Below are 19,599 nucleotides of genomic sequence, written 5' to 3'. Positions count from 1 at the left end.
CAGGTGGGTCTAGGCAGGCCGCACGTAGACGTGCGCGGCTTCGTGGGACAGGAAATGCGCCATCGAGTACGTGCGGTGATACGCGCCGCAGCGCGCGAACACGGCGATGTCGCCGACCTGCGGCGGCGCGCCCGTGTCGTCGCGGCCGATCACGTCCGCGCGGCTGCAGGTGCTGCCGACATAGATCGTCGGCACGCCGCGCGCCGGCGGGGCGGGCTTGCGGCGCACGAGCGACGGCGCGGCCAGCCGGCGCATCACCGATTCGGTCTGCGCGAGCAGGAACGCATGCGACAGCCCGCCGTCGCAGACGGCGATCGTGCGGTCCTGCCATGTCTTGACCGCGACGACGCGCGTCGCGAACACGCCCGCATCGGCGAAGATCGCGCGGCCCGATTCATGTGCGAGCGAGTACTGGCCGGCCAGCGGCGCGAGCGCAGTCGCATAGCGTTCGAACGCGGCATCGCCCGGGTGATCGTCGGCAAAACCGCCGCCGAGGCTCAGCGACGCGAGCGGCGCGCCGTTGGCGGGCGCGAGATCGCGGGCGAGCGCCGCGAGCCGCTCGGGCAGCACGAGTGTGTCGGGTTGCGTCGCGTCCTGGCGGATGAACGAATGCGGGCCGGAGAACACGTGCAGCCCGGCCACCGGCAAACCGGCGGCGACGAGCGTGCGCACCGCGTCGTGCGCCTCGTTCGGCGTCATCCCGAAGTGGTCGTGCCACAGCGCGCGTGCATCGTCGCCGGCCAGCGCTCCGGCATTCACGCGCAGCAGCACGGCGCCCGGCGTGCTGCCGCCGGCCGCCGCCTCGCGCGCCAGCGGCACGAAGCGTGCGACCGCGTCCGGGTTGTCGAGCACGAAACGGCAGCGCGACGCGAGCCCGGCGCGCATGAACATCTCGTCCATCGACGGGTTGTTCAGGTAGCGCGGCGTCTTGATCCGGCCGATCACCGCGTCGAGTTCGCCGCGGCTCGCGAGTTCGACGCCATCCTCGTACGCATGCGCGCAGCGCGCGAGCATGTCCTGGTTCGGGTTCGCCTTCAGCGACACGATCAGCCGCGTGCCGAGTCGCGCCTTCAGCGACCGGTAGCGCGCGATCGCGACTTCCGGCTCGTACACGTAGCACGGCGTGCGCAGGTCGGCGATCCACGCGTGGTCGCCGGCGGGTGGAAGCGGGCGCTCAGGCGTCATGGCGGCCCACCGGATGGAGCGTGGCGGCCGCGTACGCGCCGCAGTTCGACTGCATCACGCCGAGCACGCGCTGGCCGCGCGCGACCGCGTCGAGCCCGACGTCGGCCAGGTTGATCGGAAAATCCGAACAGCACGCGTGGCCGCGCGCGTGGATGTTTTCCGCATAGAGCCGCTCGGCCGGCACGCGCATCGCGCGGCACAGCGCGTTCCAGCCCGGCAGGTCGGCGTTGTGCGGGAGCACGAGTTCGTACGCGTCGAGCGCGTACGGCTCGAGCGCGACGGCCGCGTCGATCGCCTTGCGGGTGTACGGCCACTCCATCATGATCAGGTCGGCCTCGTTCGCGGCGACGGTGTCCGAGCCGCGATGCCATTTCGCATGCGTCTCGATCGCGACGCCGCCGAGCCGGTTCTTCGTGCTGTTGCGCGCGATCAGCATCGCGGCCGCGCCGTCGCACTGCACGCCCGTCATCTGGCGCATCCGGTAATCCTCGCCGTACACGCGGTCGGACGACACGACGAGCGCCGCGTCGAGCTGCGGATAGCGGCGCATCAGCGCGCGCACCGTCTCGATGCCGGCCGCGACCGACACGCAGTTCAGCTGCGCGACCGAGCCGAGCCACAACGGCTCGATGCCGAGCTGCGCGGCCAGCTCGTGCGGCAGGCTGCGCGGCGCGGGCGGCACGCTGAACTGCTGCGTGTGCACGTGCACGATCGCGCCGATGTCGGACGGATGCACGCGCGCGGTGTCGAGCAGGCGGCCGGCCGCCGCGATCGCGAGATCGGTCTCGCTCGTGTCGAGCGCCATGTGGAAATAGCGGCTGCCCGACTGCGCGATCGCCGCGGCCCGCTGCGCCGGGTAGTCGCGCTCGGCGGCCCAGGCCTCGATGTCGACGGGCAGGCCCGGCAGCTCGTAGGCCACCGCGTCGATGCCGATCCAGAAATCGCGTGACGCTTGGGAGGAGGTCGTCGTCATGGTTCAGTTGAGCGGCATCGCCGCGTAGTCGAGGACGTCGAGTTTTTCGAAGGTCGCCTGCACCGTCGGCGTGAGCAGGCCCATCTCGCGGATCGTCGGCACCAGGCGGCGGAAGATCGAGCGGCGGATCGAGCTGGAGACCGGCGACTCGCGCACCATCGCGCTGCATTCGCGCTTCGACAGCCCCATCGGTTCCCAGATGTCGTCCGCGCACAGGTGCTCGTACAGCACGGCCGCGCCTTCGCAGACGAACTCCTCGCGCTCGCGCAGCTCGACCGCGCTCATCTCCGCATACACGCGGCACAGCGTGATCCGGCCGACCGCGAAGTGGCGCGATTCGTCGCGCTGGATCCGCACGAACAGGTCCTTGATGAACGGATCGGTGCTGTACGCGACCACGCTCTGGAAGATCGACAGCGCGATGCCCTCGACGAGCACCTGCATCCCGAGGTTCGTCATGTCGAGCGCGCTGCTCGTGATCGTGTCGTGCAGCAGCCCCTTCAGCGAACGGCTCATCGGGTAGCTGACGTCGAGCTTCTCGTTGACGAGCTTCGCGTACGCCTCGACGTGCCGCGCTTCGTCCATCATCTGCGCGGCCGCGCACAGCCGCGCGCTCAGGCCGTTCTCGGCCGACGCGAGCTTCGATGCGCAGATCAGCGCGGCCTGCTCGCCGTGCAGGATCTGCGACAGCAGCCAGCCCTGCGCGTGATGGCGCACTTCGCGCTTGTCGGTGTCCGAAAGCTTGCCCCACAGCTCGGTGCCGTAGATCAGCAGCGTCGGGTCGGGCATGCCGAGCGGGTTTGCCGGATCGAGATCGTGACTCCAGTCGACGTCGGTCGCGACGTCCCACTGCGCGGCCTTCGCCTTTTCGTACAACCGGTTCAGCGCCTCTTCGCGCAGTGCGTAGTCGTTCGACATCAGGGCGTCGACGGGCATCGACCAGCGGATGTCGGCCGTGTCCTGCATTACGGTGAGCGTGTCAGTCATTTCAAGGTCTCCCCGGCCGCGCGGCGGCGCCGGAATGATGGGCGGAATCGGTAAGCGTCATGGCGGCGGCGCGCGGGGCGGCCGGGTGCGGGTCGAGGCGGATCGCATACGACGGCCACGGGCCGCGCAGCTGCGCGTCGAACGCGTCGGCGAGCCGCGCCGGCCAGATCGCGCAGCACACGCGGTTGTCGCCGGCGAACTCCGCATCGCGCAGGATCCGGTCGCCGATCCACACGACCGGGGCGCCGCGCGCGGCATCGCGCAATGCTTCGTCGTACAGGTGCACGCCGAGCAGCACGTGCGGCGCGAGCAGTTCGGCCGGCAGCGCGCCGAAGTACGGCGCGCAGACTTCGATGAACACGCGGGCGTCCGGGTGCACGTCGGTGCGGATGCGTGCCGTGATTTCGGCAAGGAATGCGAAGTACTGGACGTGATCGATCAGCACGCGGCGATCGCCGCCGAGTGCATCGCCAGCGTCATAGACGTCGCCGGCCGATTCCGCGAGCGCGGCACGCGCATAGTCGGCCGGCGTGTCGAGCGGCATCCGGTACGCGCTCGCGGCAACCGCGACCGGCTGCCGCGCGTCGCGCTCGATCCGGTAGGTGAAGTGAACGGGTCGCACCATGTCAAACCTCGTCGTCATCGAGAGAGAACGTCGCGTCCGGCGCGAACGCGACGTCGGCGATCGCGTAATAGCCGTTCAGCGCGAGCGAGCAGACGGCCGCGCGGCGCGGCGTGTCGCCGTCGCGATGCGCGAGCAGCACCGACAGCCACGGATCGCTGCCGAACGCATGCCCGAACAGCCCGTGACCGTCCGGCAGCAGCGGCGTCTTGCCGACCGACGCGAGCAGCGCCCGGCGCGACGTCGCCGGAAAGAACGGCAGCGCCGCGTGCAAGCCGGGGCGGGCCGCGCAGAAGGTGCGGATGTCGCGGCCCAGCCGCACGACCGCGCTGGCCGGCGGCGCGGCCTCGGCCAGCACCGATGGCGCCGACGATGCCGCTTCGCGGCCGACATCGACGAGTAGCGAGCACACGCCGAAGCCCGAGCGTCCCCAGGCGGGGTTGCCGTGCCAGTACGTGAAGCCATGCACGTCGATGTCGACGATCTGCAGCAGCAGCGTGCGCGGCCCGGTCTCGGCCGCGGTGGCGAGCGAGCGGCGCAAGACGTAGCCCCAGCCCGCGCATTCGTACGAGCAGGTCATCCAGTCGGGCGTGTAGTCGTTCGCGCCGGCCAGTGCCTGCGCGAACACGCGATGCTGCGGCGAATCGTTCATCAGCAGCATCGACAGGATCGTCGAGCTGACCACGTAGTCGTCCGCGCCGACCGCGCCGCACAGCCGCTCGCGTTCGGCGCACGCGAGCGTGCCGATCGCGCGGGCCGTGTCGTCGAGCGGCACGGCCGCGCCGTCGCGCGACGGCGCGACACGCCGGTACGCGAGCGCCTGCACGGTCAGCGCAGTGGCCGGGGCCGGCTGGGCGGCGGGGGCCGCCACGGTCGCAAGGGGCGCGAGCATCGTCGTGTCAGGCAGCGTGCTGCTGGCGGCGCAGCTGCGCGTCGAGCTGCTGCAGCGTCGTGTACTGCGTGATGTTCAGCGCTTCCGGGTCGATCGAACCGTAGAGCTGTTCGCAGAACACGATCAGCTCGACGATGTTCAGCGAATCGATGCCGAGTTCGCCGATGCCGGCGTCGGTGTCGACGGTCTCGACGTTGAGGATCTTCGCGACTTCGCGGGACAGGATGTCGAGCGCGTCGGCCGGAACGTTCTGGGTCGTCATGAGAGGAGCTCCTGATAATGAAGTGGGTTGATCGGGATCGATCGGCCTGTCGCGTGGGTCAACTGCCGGCTTCGCAGCGCAGGCTCTTGCGAAGCTCGTGATAACAACGGTACGAACTGCCTTCCATCTTCGAAAACGCCAGCAGGTCGCGCTGGTCGTCGAAAGTCGCCACCCTGCCGTCGCGCACGAGTGCGGTCAGGAATTCGTTCGACAGCAGCTTGATCGCGAGCACGCGCTGCACCTTGCCGAAGCTGTAGTGCGCGTCGTCGGTCTGGCTGCGTGCGGCGTCCGCGATGAACCGGTGGACGGCGCGTGCGTCGGCGTCGAGCTCGACGCGGCCCGTTTGCGCTAGCCAGCCGACGTGCGCCATCAGCGCGCGGACGAAGTAGGGGCGCACGACGGTCAGGTACTTGTTGAACACGGTCGGGCCGCCGATGCGCAGGCGGTCTTCGGCATGCGCGCGCACCTGGCCCCCGACGTTCGCGAGCTGCAGGTTGCCGGCGAGGAACGGCGCACCGCAGGTCGTGCGCTTCAGCTTGCGGTATTCGTCGGGCCATACGAGGTAGGCGGCCGGGAACATCACGCCCGGCAAGCGCGCGGCGACCACGGCCATGCAGTCGCGATGCGCTTCGATGCCCCACACCTTGTCGACGGTGAGCGCGAGGCCGTTGTCGTCGCTGCGCACGGCCGTGCGCCATGCGGCGAGCGTCGGGCCGCCGCCGTCGCTCATCAGGAATGCAAAGTTGTGGCCGCTGTCGATGCAGTCGCACGCACGACGGTTCTGGTCGTCCGAAAAGAACAGACCGAACATGATGCGGATGAACGCGCGCATGAACGGCTTGAACAGGTGATGAAACCCTTCGCTGCTGATCTGTTCGAGCAGCGCTTCGGTGAGCGGCGCTTCCTCGTGCCGCAGCGGCGTCGACGCGGACGAGTCGGGCAGCACGTCCGGCATGGCGGCCTGCAGCGCGATCACCATCTCGCTGTCGAGCAGCCGCACGGCAGCCGCTTCGACGAGCCGGGCCGCCGCGCGCGGCGGCGTGCCGAGCGACGCGATCGTGTCGAAGTGGCGCAGCACCGGATACGCGGCCTGGTCGGCCACGCGCAGCAGCAGCGGCGCGGGCGCGAGCGGGGCGGCGGACGAAGCGGGAGCGGAAAGCGTGGACATGGGGCTGGGTTCCTGTCAGAAGCGCACGCGCACGGCGGCGTCGATACGGGTGCCGAGACCGACCATCCGGTACTCGGAGTTGCTGTCGGAGAACGCGCGGGTGACCGCGACATCGACGCTCACGCGCTTGTTCACGTCGGCGACGACCTGCGCGATCGCGAGCAGGCCCTTGTCCTGCGGCGAATAGACGCCGCGCAGCGAATACTCGACGCGGCCGATCTTCTTGCCGAGCCGCGCGAACAGGTAGTCGCGCAGGTTGCCGTCGACGCTCACGAAATCGGCCGTGCCGCCGAGGCCGGCCAGCGCCGCGCCGGGCGCGACAGGCAGCAGCGCGTTGTTCACGCGCGCCGCGCCGACCATCTGGCGCCACTGGTTCGCGTCGTACCGAGCCTCGTCGTGCGACCACTCGACGATCAGCGAGAAGTTGCCGGGCAGTGCGCTCTGCATGCCGACCGCACTGCGCCACATGATCTGGCGATCGTTGCGGCGATCGACCGCGTCGTACGCGGCCGGGGAATCGAGCGGCGTGCCGTTTGCGATGAAGGCGGGCAGCGGACGCGTCGTGCCGCGCTCGAGCCATGCGCTTGCATAGACGGTGTTCGAGCGCGCGACGTCGAACGACAGCGTCGCGCCGGCGCCCCCGTGGCCTGCGTGCCGGCCCGCGAGCAACGCGGCCGATCCGCCCGACCAGTTGTACGCGCCGCGCACGAGCTGCGTCGCGCCCTGCACGTCGCGGTTGTCGACGTCGCTGCGCAGCGTGCGGTTCTCGCCGGCGATGAACTGCAGCGTGGTCTGTTCGCCGGCCCATTTCGCTTCGACGAGCGGCGTGCCTTCGACATCGCCGTAGCGGTCGTAGATGTCGGCTGTCGCGGCCCGCTTCTGGAAGAAGCCGAGCGGGAAGAACGCCTGCGACGTATCGAGCGGATCGATCCGCTTGCCGGCGGTGAGCGTGATGCCGTTGTCGAATGCGTAGCGCACACCGGCCTCGTTGAAACGGGAGGACTGCGCGCCGAGCGAGTGATTGCCGGCCACGGCACGGGCGTTCATGAACAGGTTCTCGCCGTCGATGCGAGCGAGCAGGCCGGCTTCCTGCAGGTTGCGCGGCTGGTCGCCGATCAGGTTCCCCAGCAGCGCGTGTCCGTCCATGCTGTCGACGGTGCGTGCGTACGCGATGCCGTTCAGTGTGCTCAACTGTTCCATCAGCGATTCTCCGTGCGCGAGCGTGCAGCCGAGCGCAAGCGGAACGGCGAGCGCGGCGGCGGGCCAGATGCGGCCGGATGATGGACGGAGGCGGTCACGATGGGCGTCGACATGGGCGTTGTTGTCACTGGCCATCGGCAAGCGTGTCGGGGTTGAACCAGCCCGACGGAATCTTGCGCGGCTGGCCGTCGAGGATGTCGACGACGCTCGCGCGCTGCTTTTCGATCTCGTTGCGATACGTGATCTTGCGGATCACCTTGCGCCCGTTGGCATCGACCGGTGTCGAGAAGTCTGCACTGCGAAACAGCAGACCGCTGGCAAGAAAGAACTGCGCACGCACCGGCACGTCGGTGTCGGGCGTGACCCACAGCTTGATCGTCGGGTAGACGTTGTCGGGATCGGTCGCGGTCAGGTCGAGCTCGGTGGCCGGCTTGCCGGCGATCGTCGTCGCGCCCGGCGCGGCCGATGCGCGATAGCTGTCCGCCCAGTGCGTGCGCGTGATGTCGCTGATCACGACCTCGCCCTGCAGCCGCTGCATCCCGTTGATGCGCACCGCGCTGCGCGTGTTCGGCACGTAGAACCAGTGGCCGCGCGTCGTCGCGAGGTATTTCTGGCCGTCGTTCTCGCCGCTGCGCGTCAGCGCGAGCGTGTCGCCGTTGCCGCGCGTGTAGACGAGGTAGCGCGTCGCGTCGCCGGACTGGCCGCCCACTTCGTTCGTGATCTGGATGTTCGTCTGCGTATCGGCGGCCGTGCTGCGGTATGCGTCGGCACGGGCGAGCATGGTCTGGGCCGTCGGGGCATCGGCGGCGTGCACGAGCGGCGCGCACGCGACGAGCGCGGCGGCCAGGTGGCGAATGCGAATCATGGGGCGAGTCCTTCGAGGATGTTGCGTTTGGCGAGGCCGAGCGTCGCGAGCAGCGCGGCGGCCACCCCGAGCACGACGAACGCGCCTTCGACGGCGGCCACGGCGGCCGGCGAGACCGTGAATTCGAGCAGGATCGACTTCACGCGGCCCGGCGGCGGCGGCAGGTGGATCTGCGCGTGATTGAGCGCGAGCATCGTCAGCAGCGCCACCGCGATGCCGGCGGCGGCGCCGAGCAGGCCGAGGAAGGCGGTCTCCTGGATCAGCACGCCGCGCACCGTTGCAGCCGGCACGCCAAGCGCACGCAGCGTCGAGATCTCGCGGCGGCGCTCGACGATGCTCATCAGGATCCAGTTGCTCATCGACAGCAGGATCGTCAGGCAGAGAATCGCGCCGAACACCGAGAACTGGTTCTTGTACAGCGCGACGACCTGGTGATAGAGCGACACGAGCTGGTCCCAGGTCTTCACGTCGAGCGCAGGCAGCGCGGCGCGCAGCGTCGCCGCGGCGGCCGGCGTGTGCGCGGTGTCCGACAGGAACACCGCGAGGCGCGACGCGCGGTCGGTGCGCAGCAGCGCCTGTGCGGCCGTGAACGTCACGTTGACGATCCGCTCGTCGACGTCCTTGTTGCCGGTGCTCATCACGCCGACGATCTGCGCATCGGTCGCGTTGATGCCGCCGTGCGCGGTCGACGCCATCAACTGCACGACCGAGCCGACGTGCACGCCGAGCTTGCGCGCGAGTTCCGCGCCGACGACCACTTCGGTGCCGGCATTCGTCGGCGACAGGTAGCGGCCCGACAGCACCGTGTGATAGTCGAAGAAGCCGGGCGGCTCGCGGTTCGGCTCGATGCCTTCGCCGACGAAGCCGTAGCTGAGATCGCCGTTCGAGATCAGCCCGTCGAAGTCGATGCCGCGCGCGGTGGTCGCGACACCGGGCAGCGCCGCGATCGTGTGCGTGGCGGTGGCCTGCTCGTCGGCGGTCAGCCCGTACTGCAGCGGCCGCTCGCCGATCAGGTCGAGATAGCCGTGGTGCAGCACCTGCACGTGGCCGACGCCGCTGTCGATCGACCCTTCGCGCACCGCGTCGAAGGTCGCGATCACGTAGCCGAGCGCAAGGCTCGACGCGAACGCGGCGACGCCGATCATCGCCATCGTCAGCACGGTGCGGCGCTTGTTGCGCCAGAGGTTACGCCACGCAAACGTCGACCAGTTCACGATTCACTCCCGGTACGCCGTCGCGCATCTCGATGCGGCGCGGCAGGTGCGCGCACAGACGATCGTCGTGCGACGCAATCAGAAAGGCGGTGCCCAGTGTGCGGTTGGTGTCGAGGATCAGCTCGGCCACCGCCCGTGCATTGGTGCTGTCGAGGCTGGCGGTCGGCTCGTCCGCGATCACGATCGCCGGCTCCTTGGCGAGCGCGCGGGCCAGCGCGACCCGTTGCTGTTCGCCGCCGGACAACTCGCCGGGGCGATGGCGTTCGCGCGCGGCGAGTCCCACCGCGTCGAGCATCGCGCGGGCGCGCTCGCGCCGTGTGCGCGGCGTGCCCCACGCGAAGCAGCCGAGTTCGACGTTCTCGAGCGCGGACATCACCGGAATCAGGTTGAACTGCTGGAACACGAAGCCGATGCGCTCGCGGCGAATCCGTTCGAGCGTGTCCGGCGCATCGTCGATCCGGCGGCCTTCGAGCCAGCGTTCGCCGCTGCTCGGCACGTCGAGAAAGCCGGCGAGGTTGAGCAGCGTGCTCTTGCCGCTGCCCGACGGGCCGACGAGCGCGACGACGTCGCGCCGGCCGATCGAGATCGTCGCGCCGCGCACCGCGACGACGCGGCCCGCGCCCTCGTACACGCGCGAGACGTCGCGCAGTTCGAGCACCGGCGTGAGCGTCGCGGGCGTCATGCGTACGCTCCCTGGCCGGCTTCGGCGGCGGCCGTCGCGTGAATCACGGACAGCGCGCCGCTCGCATAGAGGTCGCGGCACTTCAGGCGCTGCAGCTTGCCGCTCGTCGTGCGCGGCAGCGAGCCGGGTTCGACGAAGCACAGATCCTGCGCGGCGAAGCCGATCCGCGATGCGAGCAGCTGCTGGCACTCGGCGCGCGTCTGCGGCGTCGCGTCGACGGGCCGCGCCTCGATCGCGACGACCAGCCGCTCGGTGCCCGTCTCGGGATCGGGCAGCCCGAACGCGATGCAGGTGCTCTTGCGCAGCGTGCGATGGGCGGCCAGCGCTTCCTCGATTTCATGCGGGAAGTAGTTGCTGCCGCGAATGATGATGACTTCCTTCTTGCGCCCGAGGATATGCAGCTGGCCGTCCGCGACGTAGCCGATGTCGCCGGTGCGGAACCAGCCGTCGGCCGTCAACGGCGCGGCGATCGAGCCGTCGTCGGGATTCAGGTAGCCGAGCATCAACGACGTGCCGCGGATCGCGACTTCGCCGACCGCGCGGTTCGCCAGCGCGTGGTCGCCGTCGTCGAGGATCCGGAACGCCATGCCCTCGATCGGCGTACCCATCGCGAGCACGGTTTCGGTGTCGGCGTCGGCGTCGGCGTCCGCGCCATCGTTCGCGGCGGCCGGTTGCGCGTCGCGGCGCTCGATCAGCGCGCGCCGGTCGAGCGTGTCGGCGATCACGTACGGCGCGCCGTCAACGGTGCCGTCGTGCCACGCACGATGCATCGATACCGCGAGCGTCGATTCGGCCATCCCGTAGCACGGCTGCAGTGCCGATGCCGCGAGGCCGTACGGCGCGAACGTCGCGGCGAAGTCGCGCAGCGTCGCGTCGTCAACGCGTTCGCCGCCGATGAAGATGTTGCGGCACGCGGAAAGATCGACGCCTTCCATCGCGGCGGCGTTGAAACGGCGTACGCAGTAGCGCAATGCGAAGGTCGGCACCGACGTCGTCGTCGCGCGCGCCGACGCGATGCGCTTCAACCAGCCGAGCGGATTCCGGATGAAGCTGTTCGGCTGCATCATCAGCAGCGGCGCACGGTAATGCAGGTTCGACAGTAGCGTGAGCAGCCCCATGTCGTGATAGAGCGGCAGCCATGACGCGGTGCCGTCGCCGGCCGCGACGTCGAAACGCACCGACCCGCCGATGCCGAGCACGTTCGCGATCACGTTCTCGTGGCTGAGCACCGCGGCTTTCGGATGCGACGTCGAGCCGGACGTGAGCTGGACATGATGCGGATCGCGGCCATGCTTCGCGCTGATCAGCGCTCGCGCGCCGGCATCCGCGACGAGCGACAGCGTGTCGAGATCGACGACGCGCGTGGACGCAGCGGGAAACGCGTCGTCGCGCCAGGCGGCCGACTGCGCATCCGCGGCGATGACGAGGCGCGGCCGGTACAGCTCGCAGGCGACGTCGATCACCTGCCGCCCGGCGGTGGCGCGGCGCGCGGGAACGGGCACGGTGCAGGGCAGTGCGCCCGTCATCACGCAGGCCATCATCGCGGCCGCGTGCTCGACCGATGCGGGCAACGCCAGCATCACCATGTCGTTCTCGCGCACGTCGAGTTCGCGCAGTGCGCCGGCCTGGCGAAACACTTCTTCCGCGAAGCGCCGGTACGTGATGCTCGCCTCGTTGCCGGCGTCGTCGACGAACGTCATGCGATGCATGGCGCCCGGGACGTCCTCGAGCGATTCGATGAGGCGATGAATGGTGGATGCGCACTTCGTCACGAGGATTCTCCCCTTGAGGAACACGGCCGCTCGCGCCACGGTGCCGGCGGCGCCGTTCGTCGAGTGAGGGGGATTCTTGCCGGATCGACATGGCACGACAAACGGAATATTTGCAGGCTATGCATGAGCGGCACGCATCCACTCGGCACGGCCATGGGTATCCGCGCGAGCCCGTGCGAGGTGAATGGTCGGTACGCATTCGACCGGTCGTCTAGTTCACGATGTGGTGCGCTCATGCGCGGGCGTCATGCAATGCGTTCGGAAAATTCGTTTGTCCGAAGCATCGACTCACAGAAGAATTGCAACCCGGCAGCGCGCCAGTGTCGCCGCGTCATCGTGCCGGGCAGGGTCCGGCCAAGGAGAGCATTTTGTCCGTCACCTCATCGCTTCTCGCTCGTCAGAAACCGGTTGCAGACATGAAGAGCCGCCCGAGCGGCGTCGTCTTCTCGCTGAAGCTCGCGGTCTACGTCGCACTCATCGCGCACGGCATGCTGTTCGCGCTGTCGACGGTGGTGGTCCTGAAGATCGTCGGCATCCTGCTGATCGGCGCGATGTACGCGCACGGGGTCGAGCTGCAGCACCAGGCGCTGCATTACCAGGGATTCAGGAGCAAGCGGCTCAACATGGTGTTCGGCGTGCTGCTCGGCATGCCGATGCTCGTGTCGTTCCATGCGTACCAGGATAGCCACCTGCGCCATCACCGGCTGCTCGGCACGCCCGAGAACAAGGAGTTCTTCGACTACGGCGACCAGTACGGCGCGAGCCCCGTCGTCAATCTCGGCCTGTGGGCGTGGCGGCTGTCGATGGCCGCGCACTATATCCAGTTCGCGAAGAACGTCGCGAAGCTCGTCGTGCCGGGCGCAAGCTTCGGCGACAACCCGCTCGTGTCGCGCGCGATCCGCCGCGATCACCTGCTGATGGTCGCAGCGATCGCGCTGCTGGCCGGCGTGTCGTTCGCGCTGCACACGTGGTTCGCCGTGTGGGTGTGGGTCGTGCCGCTCGTGTTCGTGGCCGCGCCCGTGCATGCGCTGGTCGAGATGCCCGAGCATTACCGCTGCGACCTGACGAGCACCGATCCGTTCCGCAACACGCGGACGATCGAGAGCAACGCATTCATGACGTGGTTCACGAACGGCAACAACTATCACGTCGAGCATCACATGATGCCGAACCTGCCGATCGAGCGGCTGCACGATCTGCATGGCGCGATCGGGCCGCGCATCCGCTACTACCACCGCACCTATCGGCAGTTCTATTACGCGCTGCTGCGCGGCAGGCTGTCGCCGCGCACGGTGGACGACGACGCGGACGACCATGCTTCCGACGCCGAAGCGACGGCGCCGGCGTCCACGCAATCGGCATGACCGGGCCGGTGCCGGGCCCGAATGCCTTTCAACGACGGTGACGACGATGCTCTATCCGGAACTTTTCAGGTCGCTGGAAGCGGTGCGCTGGGACATGGAGAAGGACATTCCGTGGGACCGCTTCGACGCGTCGCTGCTCACCGACGAGCAGGCCGAGACGATCAGGATGAACGCGATCACCGAATGGTCGGCGCTGCCCGCGACGGAAATGTTCCTGCGCGACAACCGGCACGACAGCGACTTTTCCGCGTTCATGAGCGTGTGGTTCTTCGAAGAGCAGAAGCATTCGCTCGTGCTGATGGAATACCTGCGCCGCTTCAAGCCGGAAATGGTGCCGACCGAAGAGGAACTGCACGCGGTGCGCTTCCAGTTCGACCCGGCGCCGCCGCTCGAGACGCTGATGCTGCACTTCTGCGGCGAGATCCGCCTGAACCACTGGTACCGTTGCGCGGCCGACTGGCACACCGAGCCGGTCATCAGGCAGATCTACGAAACGATCTCGCGCGACGAAGCGCGCCATGGCGGCGCATACCTGCGCTATATGAAGAAGGCGCTGAACGATTGCGGCGACGTCGCGCGTGCGGCATTCGCGAAGATCGGCGTGCTGATGGCGTCGGCGCGACGCACCGAAAAGCCGCTGCACCCGACCAACCTGCACGTGAACCAGGCGCTGTTCCCGCGCGACACCGTGCAGTCGCGCCTGCCGGATCCGGCGTGGCTCGAGCGCTGGCTCGACGAGCAGATCCGCTTCGACGGCGAATGGGAAAAGAAGGTCGTCGAGCGGATCCTGCACAACCTGTCGATCCTGTTCGAGCGCCCGTTCGCGACCGCGCAGGAACTGAACCGCTATCGCCGCGAAGTGACCGGGAGAACGCAACGCGTGACGGACGGCGTGGCGGACACCGTATAGCGACGCGCATCCCTTCCGGTAAAGGGCGGAACCGATTCCGGACGACAAGATGGCGTCATCCACGCGGGTTGCCGTTTCCGGGCGGCGGAATATTCATTACCGGACATAATTGGTTCATCAATTTACGGCAATTGAATGGCGCAATTCAATTTCATGCGTTTAGTATGTTTTTATAAACATGAAATCACGGATTTAAATGGTATTCCGTGTGTACGTTGAGGTGCGGTTTCTTTTCGTAATACGGTAAATGAATAAAATCGTTTGGTGAGTGAAATGTAATTGTAGGAATACGGAGGCACGTCTGCCAAAACGTCCGTATGGTTGTCAGAACGTCGGTTTGCGCCCGTAATATGCTGTTTTTATGCGACTTTGTAGGACATCCTTCGCGCCATTTCGGTCGGTTGGTGATTTACAAAATCACTACTTTATAATGGTAATGTAAGGCTATTTGGCCGATGAAAATCGATAGATAAATACGAGTGTCACGATTGAAAATAAGAATGATCCGCATCCATGCTTCAATATAAAATCGTTTCCGAATCCAAAAAGGAGAAACGAGTCAGGGAGACGAACGGCGACTTGCCTGTCGGTGGGTGCAACTTTGAGGCGGCGGTATGGCTAATGTGAGATTGGCAAAGCGATTGAGAAGTATGCCTTCGCTGGATTTCCTGAGAGGCTTCGAATGCGCGGCGCGTCATTTGAGCTTTACGCGTGCCGGGCAGGAACTGAACGTCACGCAATCCGCCGTGAGCCGGCAGGTCAAGGCGCTCGAGGAGCAGCTCCGGATCGAGCTCTTTCACCGGCACATTCGTTCCCTGACGCTGACCGACAAGGGGCGCGAGCTGTACGACGCGATCTCGTTCGCGTTGTCCGACCTGGAATCGGTGATCGGCAAGCTGTCGTCGAGCGTGGGCCAGCGCGCGATCTCGTTGTCGACCACCGTCTCGTTCGCGGCGCTGTGGCTGATTCCGCGCCTCGGTTCGTTCCGCGCCAGCTACCCCGACATCGACGTACGCGTCTCGGCCACGAGCGAAATTGAAGATCTTAAACGCAAACGTTTGCACCTCGCCGTGCGATATGCAGGGCCGTATACGTCGACGGACGAGACGGACGTGCTGTTTCGCGAGCGGGTCGTGGCGGTCTGCAGCCCGAGCCTGATGCCGGCGGCGGGCGACGCCGCGTCGATGAAGCCGGAGGATCTCGACAAGCACGTGCTGCTGCATCTCGACGATCCGCGCGGCGAGTGGCCGTGGCACGGATGGAGCCATCTGCTGAAGGAGCTGGGCGTGCCGCGCCTGCGGCCCGCCGGTGCGCTGCATTTCAGCCAGTACGACCAGCTGGTGCAGGCCGCGGTCGACGGGCACGGCATCGCGATCGGGCGGCGGCCGCTGGTCGACGGGCTGCTGAAGCAGGGCCGGCTCGTCGAGCTGTTCCCGCACTGCACGGTCGCATCGGGCAGCTACGTGCTGGTGCAGAACCCGGATGCATGCAACGAGTTCGATATCGCGGTGCTGACCAACTGGCTGCTCGAACAGGCGAGTCATCCGCTCGCATCGGACCAGGAAACGGCCGGCAGCAACGTGGTACCGATGTATCGCGTCGGATAGTACGGTCGCGTCACGCTGGCGCGCATGCGTGTCGAAGGGGCACGCGGCAGGGTCGACGCGCACGCAGGTGCGAACCGTCATGCGCCGCGCCTGCAACCTGTGCGATAATGCGCCGCTTCGCCTTCGTTGCAGCACGCCGCCGAGCGCGGCGCCCGGTTCCGGGCCGCTGCCGATCGCACCGACACCGGAGACGACATGCCCGCAGTGAACATTCATGGCAGCACCCTGCATTACCAGGATCACGGTACCGGCTTCCCGGTGCTGCTCGGGCACAGCTATCTGTGGGATGCGGCGATGTGGGCGCCGCAGATCGACGCGCTGTCGCGCCGGTATCGCGTCATCGTGCCGGACCTGTGGGGGCACGGTGCATCGGGCGTACTGCCGGAAGGCACGCTGACGCTCGACGATCTCGCCGCGCAGGCGAGTGCGCTGCTCGACGCGCTGGCGATCGAACAGTGCGCGCTCGTCGGGCTCAGTGTCGGCGGCATGTGGGGCGCGCGGCTCGCATTGCGCGAACCGCAGCGCGTGCGCTCGCTCGTGCTGATGGATGCGTCGCTCGAGGCCGAGCCCGAGGCGACGCGGCTGCGCTACTTCGGAATGCTTGACGCCATCGCCGCCGCGGGCCGTATCGCGCCGCCGCTGCTCGATGCGATCGTGCCGCTGTTCTTCCGGCCGGATGTCAATCTGGCGGGCCCGGTGCCATCCGCGTTTCGCGACGCGCTGGCGAACCTGCCGGCCGACCGGTTGCGGCAATCGATCGTTCCGCTCGGCCGGCTGATCTTCGGCCGGCCCGACACGCTGCCGGCACTCGCCGAACTGGACGCGGAACGCACGCTGCTGATGTGCGGCGCGGGCGACATGGCGCGCCCGCCGTCGGAAACCGTGAAGATGGCGAGCGTGATCGGCTGCACCCATGCGCTGGTGCCGGACGCCGGCCACATTTCGAATCTGGAAAATCCCGCGTTCGTCACGCGCATGCTGCTCGACTGGTTCGACGCGCAGCGGCTGTCGGCAGGCTGACGCGCAGCGCGCTGCCACCGTGCGAACCTGTTGTATCAACGAGTTCAAGGAAACGGGCGCAACCCGTTATCGGTCATGCGCTCCGCACCCAATTGAAAACGACACGGGTTCCGGGCAGTGCCGGTCGTACCGAAACGGGCGTCGGCACGATGTGAGCAGTCATCTCCCCGCGCGCCGACGTGCGCTGCCGAGCAACGCCACGAACGCCGCTTCATCCACGCGCAAGCCGCGCGGCGTCCGCCGGACCGCGAGCGCGGCGAGCGTGCCCGCCTCGAACGCGTCGAGCACCACCGGATGGATATAGCAGCGCCGGCACACGGCCGGCGTGTTGCGCAATAGCTCGGCCACCGCGCGCACGGTCTCGACGATCTGCTTGCGCGCGTGCGTGACGCCGCGATGCTCGATGCGCCGCAACAACCCGAGCGCATGCACGCTGCCGGCCCAGGTCCGGTAGTCTTTCGCGGTGAAATCCGCGCCGCCGGCCTCGCGCAGGTAGTCGTTCACGTCGGACGACCCGACCGGACGGTGTACGCCGTCGTCGTCCACATACTGGAACAGCTCGTGCCCGGGCAGCTCCGCGCAGCGCCGCACGATCCGGGCGACCCGCGCGTCGTCGACCGTCACGTCGTGTTCGATCCCGCTCTTGCCGGCGAAGCGCAGCCGCACCTGGCCGGGCTGAATTTTCACATGTCGCTTGCGCAGCGTCGTCAGCCCGTACGAGCCGTTTTCGCGCGCGTATTCCGCGTTGCCGATCCGCGCGAGCGTCGTGTCGAGCAAGCGGACGATCGTCGCCACGATCTTGTCGCGCGGCATGCCCGGCAACGCCAGATCGCGCGTGACGCGCGCGCGGATGCGCGGCAGCGCACGCGCGAACGCGGCCATCCGCGCGTACTTGTTCGCGTCTCGCGTCTCGCGCCACAGCGGGTGATAGCGATACTGCTTGCGCCCGCGTGCATCGCGGCCGGTTGCCTGAAGATGACCGCGCGGGTCCATGCAGATCCACACGTCGGTGTACGCGGGTGGAATCGCCAGCGCGTTGATACGGGCGATTTCGTCGGCATCGCGCACTCGCACACCGTCCGGCCCGTAATACGCGAAGCCGTTGCGGAGCGGCCGGCGCGTATAGCCGGGGCGACGGTCGTCGACATGACGCAGCGGCCCGGCGGGCATGCGTGCATTCGGCTGCGACGGGGCGCGCTGCTTCATGCTGCGCCGCGTCGATCGACGTCGGTGCCCATCCGCGTATCGTCGGGCTGCGTTCCGCTCGGACATCCTGCGCGCACGGTTTTCTCCTGTTTATGCGTACGTTCCGGCGTCGCGCAGCAAGAACCGTGCGCCATTCCTTGCACGCGCGAGGAGGCCCGGCGCAAGCGCGCGCCGGACGGGCGTTCGGGCGTTTGTTACCGCTGCATGGACGAAATGACGCAACGGCTTCGCCCGGGCAAGACGACTGCGGCCCGGTGCCGGCATCGGGCGGATCGTGTCGATGCCGTGTCGCGTTCAACGAACCTCGACGCTCCCGCGCAGATCGTCGATGTCGGCTGGAACGAGCGTTTGACGATGCCGCGAGGCCACGCGCCGGTGGTGCGCGTGGCGCGTGCAAAGGCCGTGCAAAGGCCGTGCAAAACGCGGCCAAGGCCGGCTAGAACGGACCTGCCCACCTGCTTAGGTGTTTATACGTATGCCGAATCCGATATCGCCCCAATCCAATATTTCATTAGAAGGTTATCGGACTTGTTTCTAGACTGATGCGGGGCATGCAGACCGGGCCGGCGCGAAGCCCCCGGCCGGCTTACAACCCCGATCCGCGCCTGCGCCACGCAGAAACAGAACAGCGCAGCGGCACACAACGACATCATCGGAGACGAACCATGACATTCATCAGGAAGCTGGCGGCGGGCGCGATCGTTGCCGCGGCGACGGTGCTGGCCGGCGGCGCGCACGCGCAGCAGAAACCGATCACGCTCGGCTTCTCGCAGGTCGGCGCGGAAAGCGCGTGGCGTACCGCGAACACCGTGTCGGTGAAGGGCGCGGCAAAGGACGCCGGCATCAACCTGAAATTCTCCGACGCGCAACAGAAGCAGGAGAACCAGATTCGCGCGATCCGCTCGTTCATCGCGCAGAAGGTCGACGTGATCGCGTTCTCGCCCGTCGTCGAATCGGGCTGGGAGCCCGTGCTGACAGAAGCGAAAGCCGCACACATCCCGGTGATCCTGACCGACCGCGGGGTCGACGTGAAGGACCCGTCGCTGTACGTGACGATGATCGGCTCGGACTTCCTCGAGGAAGGGCGGCGCGCCGGCCACTGGATGGAAGAGCGCTACAAGAACGACCCCGGTCCGATCAATATCGTCGAGCTGCAGGGCACGGTCGGCTCGGCGCCGGCCAACGACCGGCGGGCCGGCCTGCTCGAAGTGATCAAGAGCAATCCTAAGTTCAAGGTGATCGCGTCGCAAAGCGGCGACTTCACGCTGGCGGGCGGCAAGCAGGTGATGGAAGCGTTCGCGAAGACCTACGGCAAGCAGATCAACGTCGTCTACGCGCACAACGACGACATGGCGCTCGGCGCGATCCAGGCGATGGAAGAGGCGGGGATCAAGCCCGGCAAGGACGTGAGCGTCGTGTCGTTCGACGCGACGAAGGGCGGCTTCCAGGCGATGGTGGCCGGCAAGATCAACGTCGACGTCGAATGCAGCCCGCTGCTCGGCCCGCAGTTGATGACCGCGGTGAAGGACGTGGTCGCCGGCAAGCAACTGCCCAAGCGCATCGTGACGAACGAGACCGTGTTCCCGATGAACGTCGCGGCCCAGGTGCTGCCGACCCGCAAGTACTGAGCCACATACGACGATCCGGCGCGGGCGGCGGCGTGGCGGCCG

The 19,599-nt window shown here is 67.6% G+C and carries 18 protein-coding genes; 5 read left to right on the top strand and 13 right to left on the bottom strand.

Annotation, left to right across the window (positions count from 1 at the left end):
- Positions 1 to 9 precede the first annotated feature (9 nt).
- Genes CFB41_RS33235 through CFB41_RS33180 form a run of 12 tightly spaced genes read right to left on the bottom strand, consistent with a single transcriptional unit; the run spans position 10 to position 11,822 of the window.
- A complete protein-coding gene (locus tag CFB41_RS33235) occupies positions 10 to 1,185 on the bottom strand; it encodes a PLP-dependent decarboxylase (protein ID WP_089459523.1) in 1,176 nt (391 codons plus the stop codon).
- Positions 1,175 to 2,158 carry a ketoacyl-ACP synthase III family protein gene (locus CFB41_RS33230; protein WP_089444421.1) on the bottom strand — a complete coding sequence of 328 codons (984 nt, stop codon included), beginning with the start codon at positions 2,156 to 2,158 and terminating at the stop codon, positions 1,175 to 1,177. Before CFB41_RS33230 ends, CFB41_RS33235 begins: the two co-directional genes overlap by 11 nt.
- Positions 2,159 to 2,161: 3 nt before the next feature.
- On the bottom strand, positions 2,162 to 3,145 hold the full coding sequence (locus CFB41_RS33225; protein ID WP_046547055.1) for a ferritin-like domain-containing protein: 984 nt from the start codon (positions 3,143 to 3,145) through the stop codon (positions 2,162 to 2,164).
- A 1-nt stretch (position 3,146) separates the two neighbouring features.
- A complete protein-coding gene (locus tag CFB41_RS33220) occupies positions 3,147 to 3,770 on the bottom strand; it encodes a hypothetical protein (protein ID WP_089459522.1) in 624 nt (207 codons plus the stop codon).
- 1 nt (position 3,771) lies between these two features.
- Complete coding sequence (locus tag CFB41_RS33215) at positions 3,772 to 4,659, bottom strand: hypothetical protein (RefSeq protein ID WP_089459521.1); 888 nt, start codon at positions 4,657 to 4,659, stop codon at positions 3,772 to 3,774.
- Positions 4,660 to 4,666: 7 nt separating this feature from the next.
- Positions 4,667 to 4,921, bottom strand: a complete 255-nt coding sequence (locus tag CFB41_RS33210; RefSeq protein ID WP_011350104.1) for an acyl carrier protein — start codon at positions 4,919 to 4,921, stop codon at positions 4,667 to 4,669.
- 58 nt (positions 4,922 to 4,979) lie between these two features.
- On the bottom strand, positions 4,980 to 6,089 hold the full coding sequence (locus CFB41_RS33205) for a hypothetical protein (protein WP_089459520.1): 1,110 nt from the start codon (positions 6,087 to 6,089) through the stop codon (positions 4,980 to 4,982).
- Positions 6,090 to 6,104: 15 nt separating this feature from the next.
- Positions 6,105 to 7,424, bottom strand: a complete 1,320-nt coding sequence (locus CFB41_RS33200; protein WP_089459519.1) for a hypothetical protein — start codon at positions 7,422 to 7,424, stop codon at positions 6,105 to 6,107.
- Positions 7,414 to 8,154, bottom strand: coding sequence for an outer membrane lipoprotein-sorting protein (locus CFB41_RS33195; protein WP_089459518.1), 741 nt, complete (start codon positions 8,152 to 8,154; stop codon positions 7,414 to 7,416). The genes CFB41_RS33200 and CFB41_RS33195 overlap by 11 nt, the downstream gene beginning before the upstream one ends.
- Positions 8,151 to 9,368: an FtsX-like permease family protein gene (locus CFB41_RS33190; RefSeq protein WP_089459517.1), complete on the bottom strand. Its 1,218-nt coding sequence runs from the start codon at positions 9,366 to 9,368 to the stop codon at positions 8,151 to 8,153. The genes CFB41_RS33195 and CFB41_RS33190 overlap by 4 nt, the downstream gene beginning before the upstream one ends.
- Positions 9,340 to 10,050, bottom strand: coding sequence for an ABC transporter ATP-binding protein (locus CFB41_RS33185; protein WP_089459516.1), 711 nt, complete (start codon positions 10,048 to 10,050; stop codon positions 9,340 to 9,342). Before CFB41_RS33185 ends, CFB41_RS33190 begins: the two co-directional genes overlap by 29 nt.
- On the bottom strand, positions 10,047 to 11,822 hold the full coding sequence (locus CFB41_RS33180; RefSeq protein WP_256941338.1) for a fatty acyl-AMP ligase: 1,776 nt from the start codon (positions 11,820 to 11,822) through the stop codon (positions 10,047 to 10,049). The genes CFB41_RS33185 and CFB41_RS33180 overlap by 4 nt, the downstream gene beginning before the upstream one ends.
- A gap of 416 nt (positions 11,823 to 12,238) precedes the next feature.
- On the opposite strand from CFB41_RS33180, the gene CFB41_RS33170 reads away from it, so the two are divergent.
- The 4 genes from CFB41_RS33170 to CFB41_RS33155 all read left to right on the top strand — a co-directional run bounded on the left by CFB41_RS33170 (position 12,239) and on the right by CFB41_RS33155 (position 16,723).
- Complete coding sequence (locus CFB41_RS33170) at positions 12,239 to 13,186, top strand: fatty acid desaturase (protein WP_089459514.1); 948 nt, start codon at positions 12,239 to 12,241, stop codon at positions 13,184 to 13,186.
- Positions 13,187 to 13,223: 37 nt separating this feature from the next.
- On the top strand, positions 13,224 to 14,096 hold the full coding sequence (locus CFB41_RS33165; protein WP_089459513.1) for a diiron oxygenase: 873 nt from the start codon (positions 13,224 to 13,226) through the stop codon (positions 14,094 to 14,096).
- A 614-nt stretch (positions 14,097 to 14,710) separates the two neighbouring features.
- On the top strand, positions 14,711 to 15,703 hold the full coding sequence (locus CFB41_RS33160; RefSeq protein WP_089459512.1) for a LysR substrate-binding domain-containing protein: 993 nt from the start codon (positions 14,711 to 14,713) through the stop codon (positions 15,701 to 15,703).
- 195 nt (positions 15,704 to 15,898) lie between these two features.
- Positions 15,899 to 16,723 (top strand): alpha/beta fold hydrolase, encoded by an 825-nt coding sequence (locus CFB41_RS33155; RefSeq protein WP_089459752.1) that lies wholly within the window; start codon positions 15,899 to 15,901, stop codon positions 16,721 to 16,723.
- Positions 16,724 to 16,882: 159 nt separating this feature from the next.
- On the opposite strand, the gene CFB41_RS33150 is transcribed toward CFB41_RS33155, so the two are convergent.
- Positions 16,883 to 17,929 (bottom strand): DNA topoisomerase IB, encoded by a 1,047-nt coding sequence (locus CFB41_RS33150; RefSeq protein WP_089459511.1) that lies wholly within the window; start codon positions 17,927 to 17,929, stop codon positions 16,883 to 16,885.
- Between the two features lie 665 nt (positions 17,930 to 18,594).
- Between CFB41_RS33150 and CFB41_RS33145 the strand changes: the two genes are divergently transcribed.
- Positions 18,595 to 19,557 carry an ABC transporter substrate-binding protein gene (locus tag CFB41_RS33145; RefSeq protein WP_089429808.1) on the top strand — a complete coding sequence of 321 codons (963 nt, stop codon included), beginning with the start codon at positions 18,595 to 18,597 and terminating at the stop codon, positions 19,555 to 19,557.
- Positions 19,558 to 19,599 lie beyond the last annotated feature (42 nt).

This window comes from Burkholderia sp. AU33803 (genome assembly GCF_002223095.1).
Taxonomy (GTDB): domain Bacteria; phylum Pseudomonadota; class Gammaproteobacteria; order Burkholderiales; family Burkholderiaceae; genus Burkholderia.
Note: the sequence above shows the minus strand (reverse complement) of the source record. Positions and strands in the feature narration are given on the sequence as shown.

Bases quoted from the DNA above. Each gene is read 5' to 3' on its own strand.
- CFB41_RS33235 (WP_089459523.1), bottom strand. From the start codon at position 1,185: ATGACGCCTGAGCGCCCGCTTCCACCCGCCGGCGACCACGCGTGGATC.
- CFB41_RS33230 (WP_089444421.1), bottom strand. From the start codon at position 2,158: ATGACGACGACCTCCTCCCAAGCGTCACGCGATTTCTGGATCGGCATC.
- CFB41_RS33225 (WP_046547055.1), bottom strand. From the start codon at position 3,145: ATGACTGACACGCTCACCGTAATGCAGGACACGGCCGACATCCGCTGG.
- CFB41_RS33220 (WP_089459522.1), bottom strand. From the start codon at position 3,770: ATGGTGCGACCCGTTCACTTCACCTACCGGATCGAGCGCGACGCGCGG.
- CFB41_RS33215 (WP_089459521.1), bottom strand. From the start codon at position 4,659: ATGCTCGCGCCCCTTGCGACCGTGGCGGCCCCCGCCGCCCAGCCGGCC.
- CFB41_RS33210 (WP_011350104.1), bottom strand. From the start codon at position 4,921: ATGACGACCCAGAACGTTCCGGCCGACGCGCTCGACATCCTGTCCCGC.
- CFB41_RS33205 (WP_089459520.1), bottom strand. From the start codon at position 6,089: ATGTCCACGCTTTCCGCTCCCGCTTCGTCCGCCGCCCCGCTCGCGCCC.
- CFB41_RS33200 (WP_089459519.1), bottom strand. From the start codon at position 7,424: ATGGCCAGTGACAACAACGCCCATGTCGACGCCCATCGTGACCGCCTC.
- CFB41_RS33195 (WP_089459518.1), bottom strand. From the start codon at position 8,154: ATGATTCGCATTCGCCACCTGGCCGCCGCGCTCGTCGCGTGCGCGCCG.
- CFB41_RS33185 (WP_089459516.1), bottom strand. From the start codon at position 10,050: ATGACGCCCGCGACGCTCACGCCGGTGCTCGAACTGCGCGACGTCTCG.
- CFB41_RS33170 (WP_089459514.1), top strand. From the start codon at position 12,239: ATGAAGAGCCGCCCGAGCGGCGTCGTCTTCTCGCTGAAGCTCGCGGTC.
- CFB41_RS33160 (WP_089459512.1), top strand. From the start codon at position 14,711: ATGGCTAATGTGAGATTGGCAAAGCGATTGAGAAGTATGCCTTCGCTG.
- CFB41_RS33155 (WP_089459752.1), top strand. From the start codon at position 15,899: ATGCCCGCAGTGAACATTCATGGCAGCACCCTGCATTACCAGGATCAC.
- CFB41_RS33150 (WP_089459511.1), bottom strand. From the start codon at position 17,929: ATGAAGCAGCGCGCCCCGTCGCAGCCGAATGCACGCATGCCCGCCGGG.
- CFB41_RS33145 (WP_089429808.1), top strand. From the start codon at position 18,595: ATGACATTCATCAGGAAGCTGGCGGCGGGCGCGATCGTTGCCGCGGCG.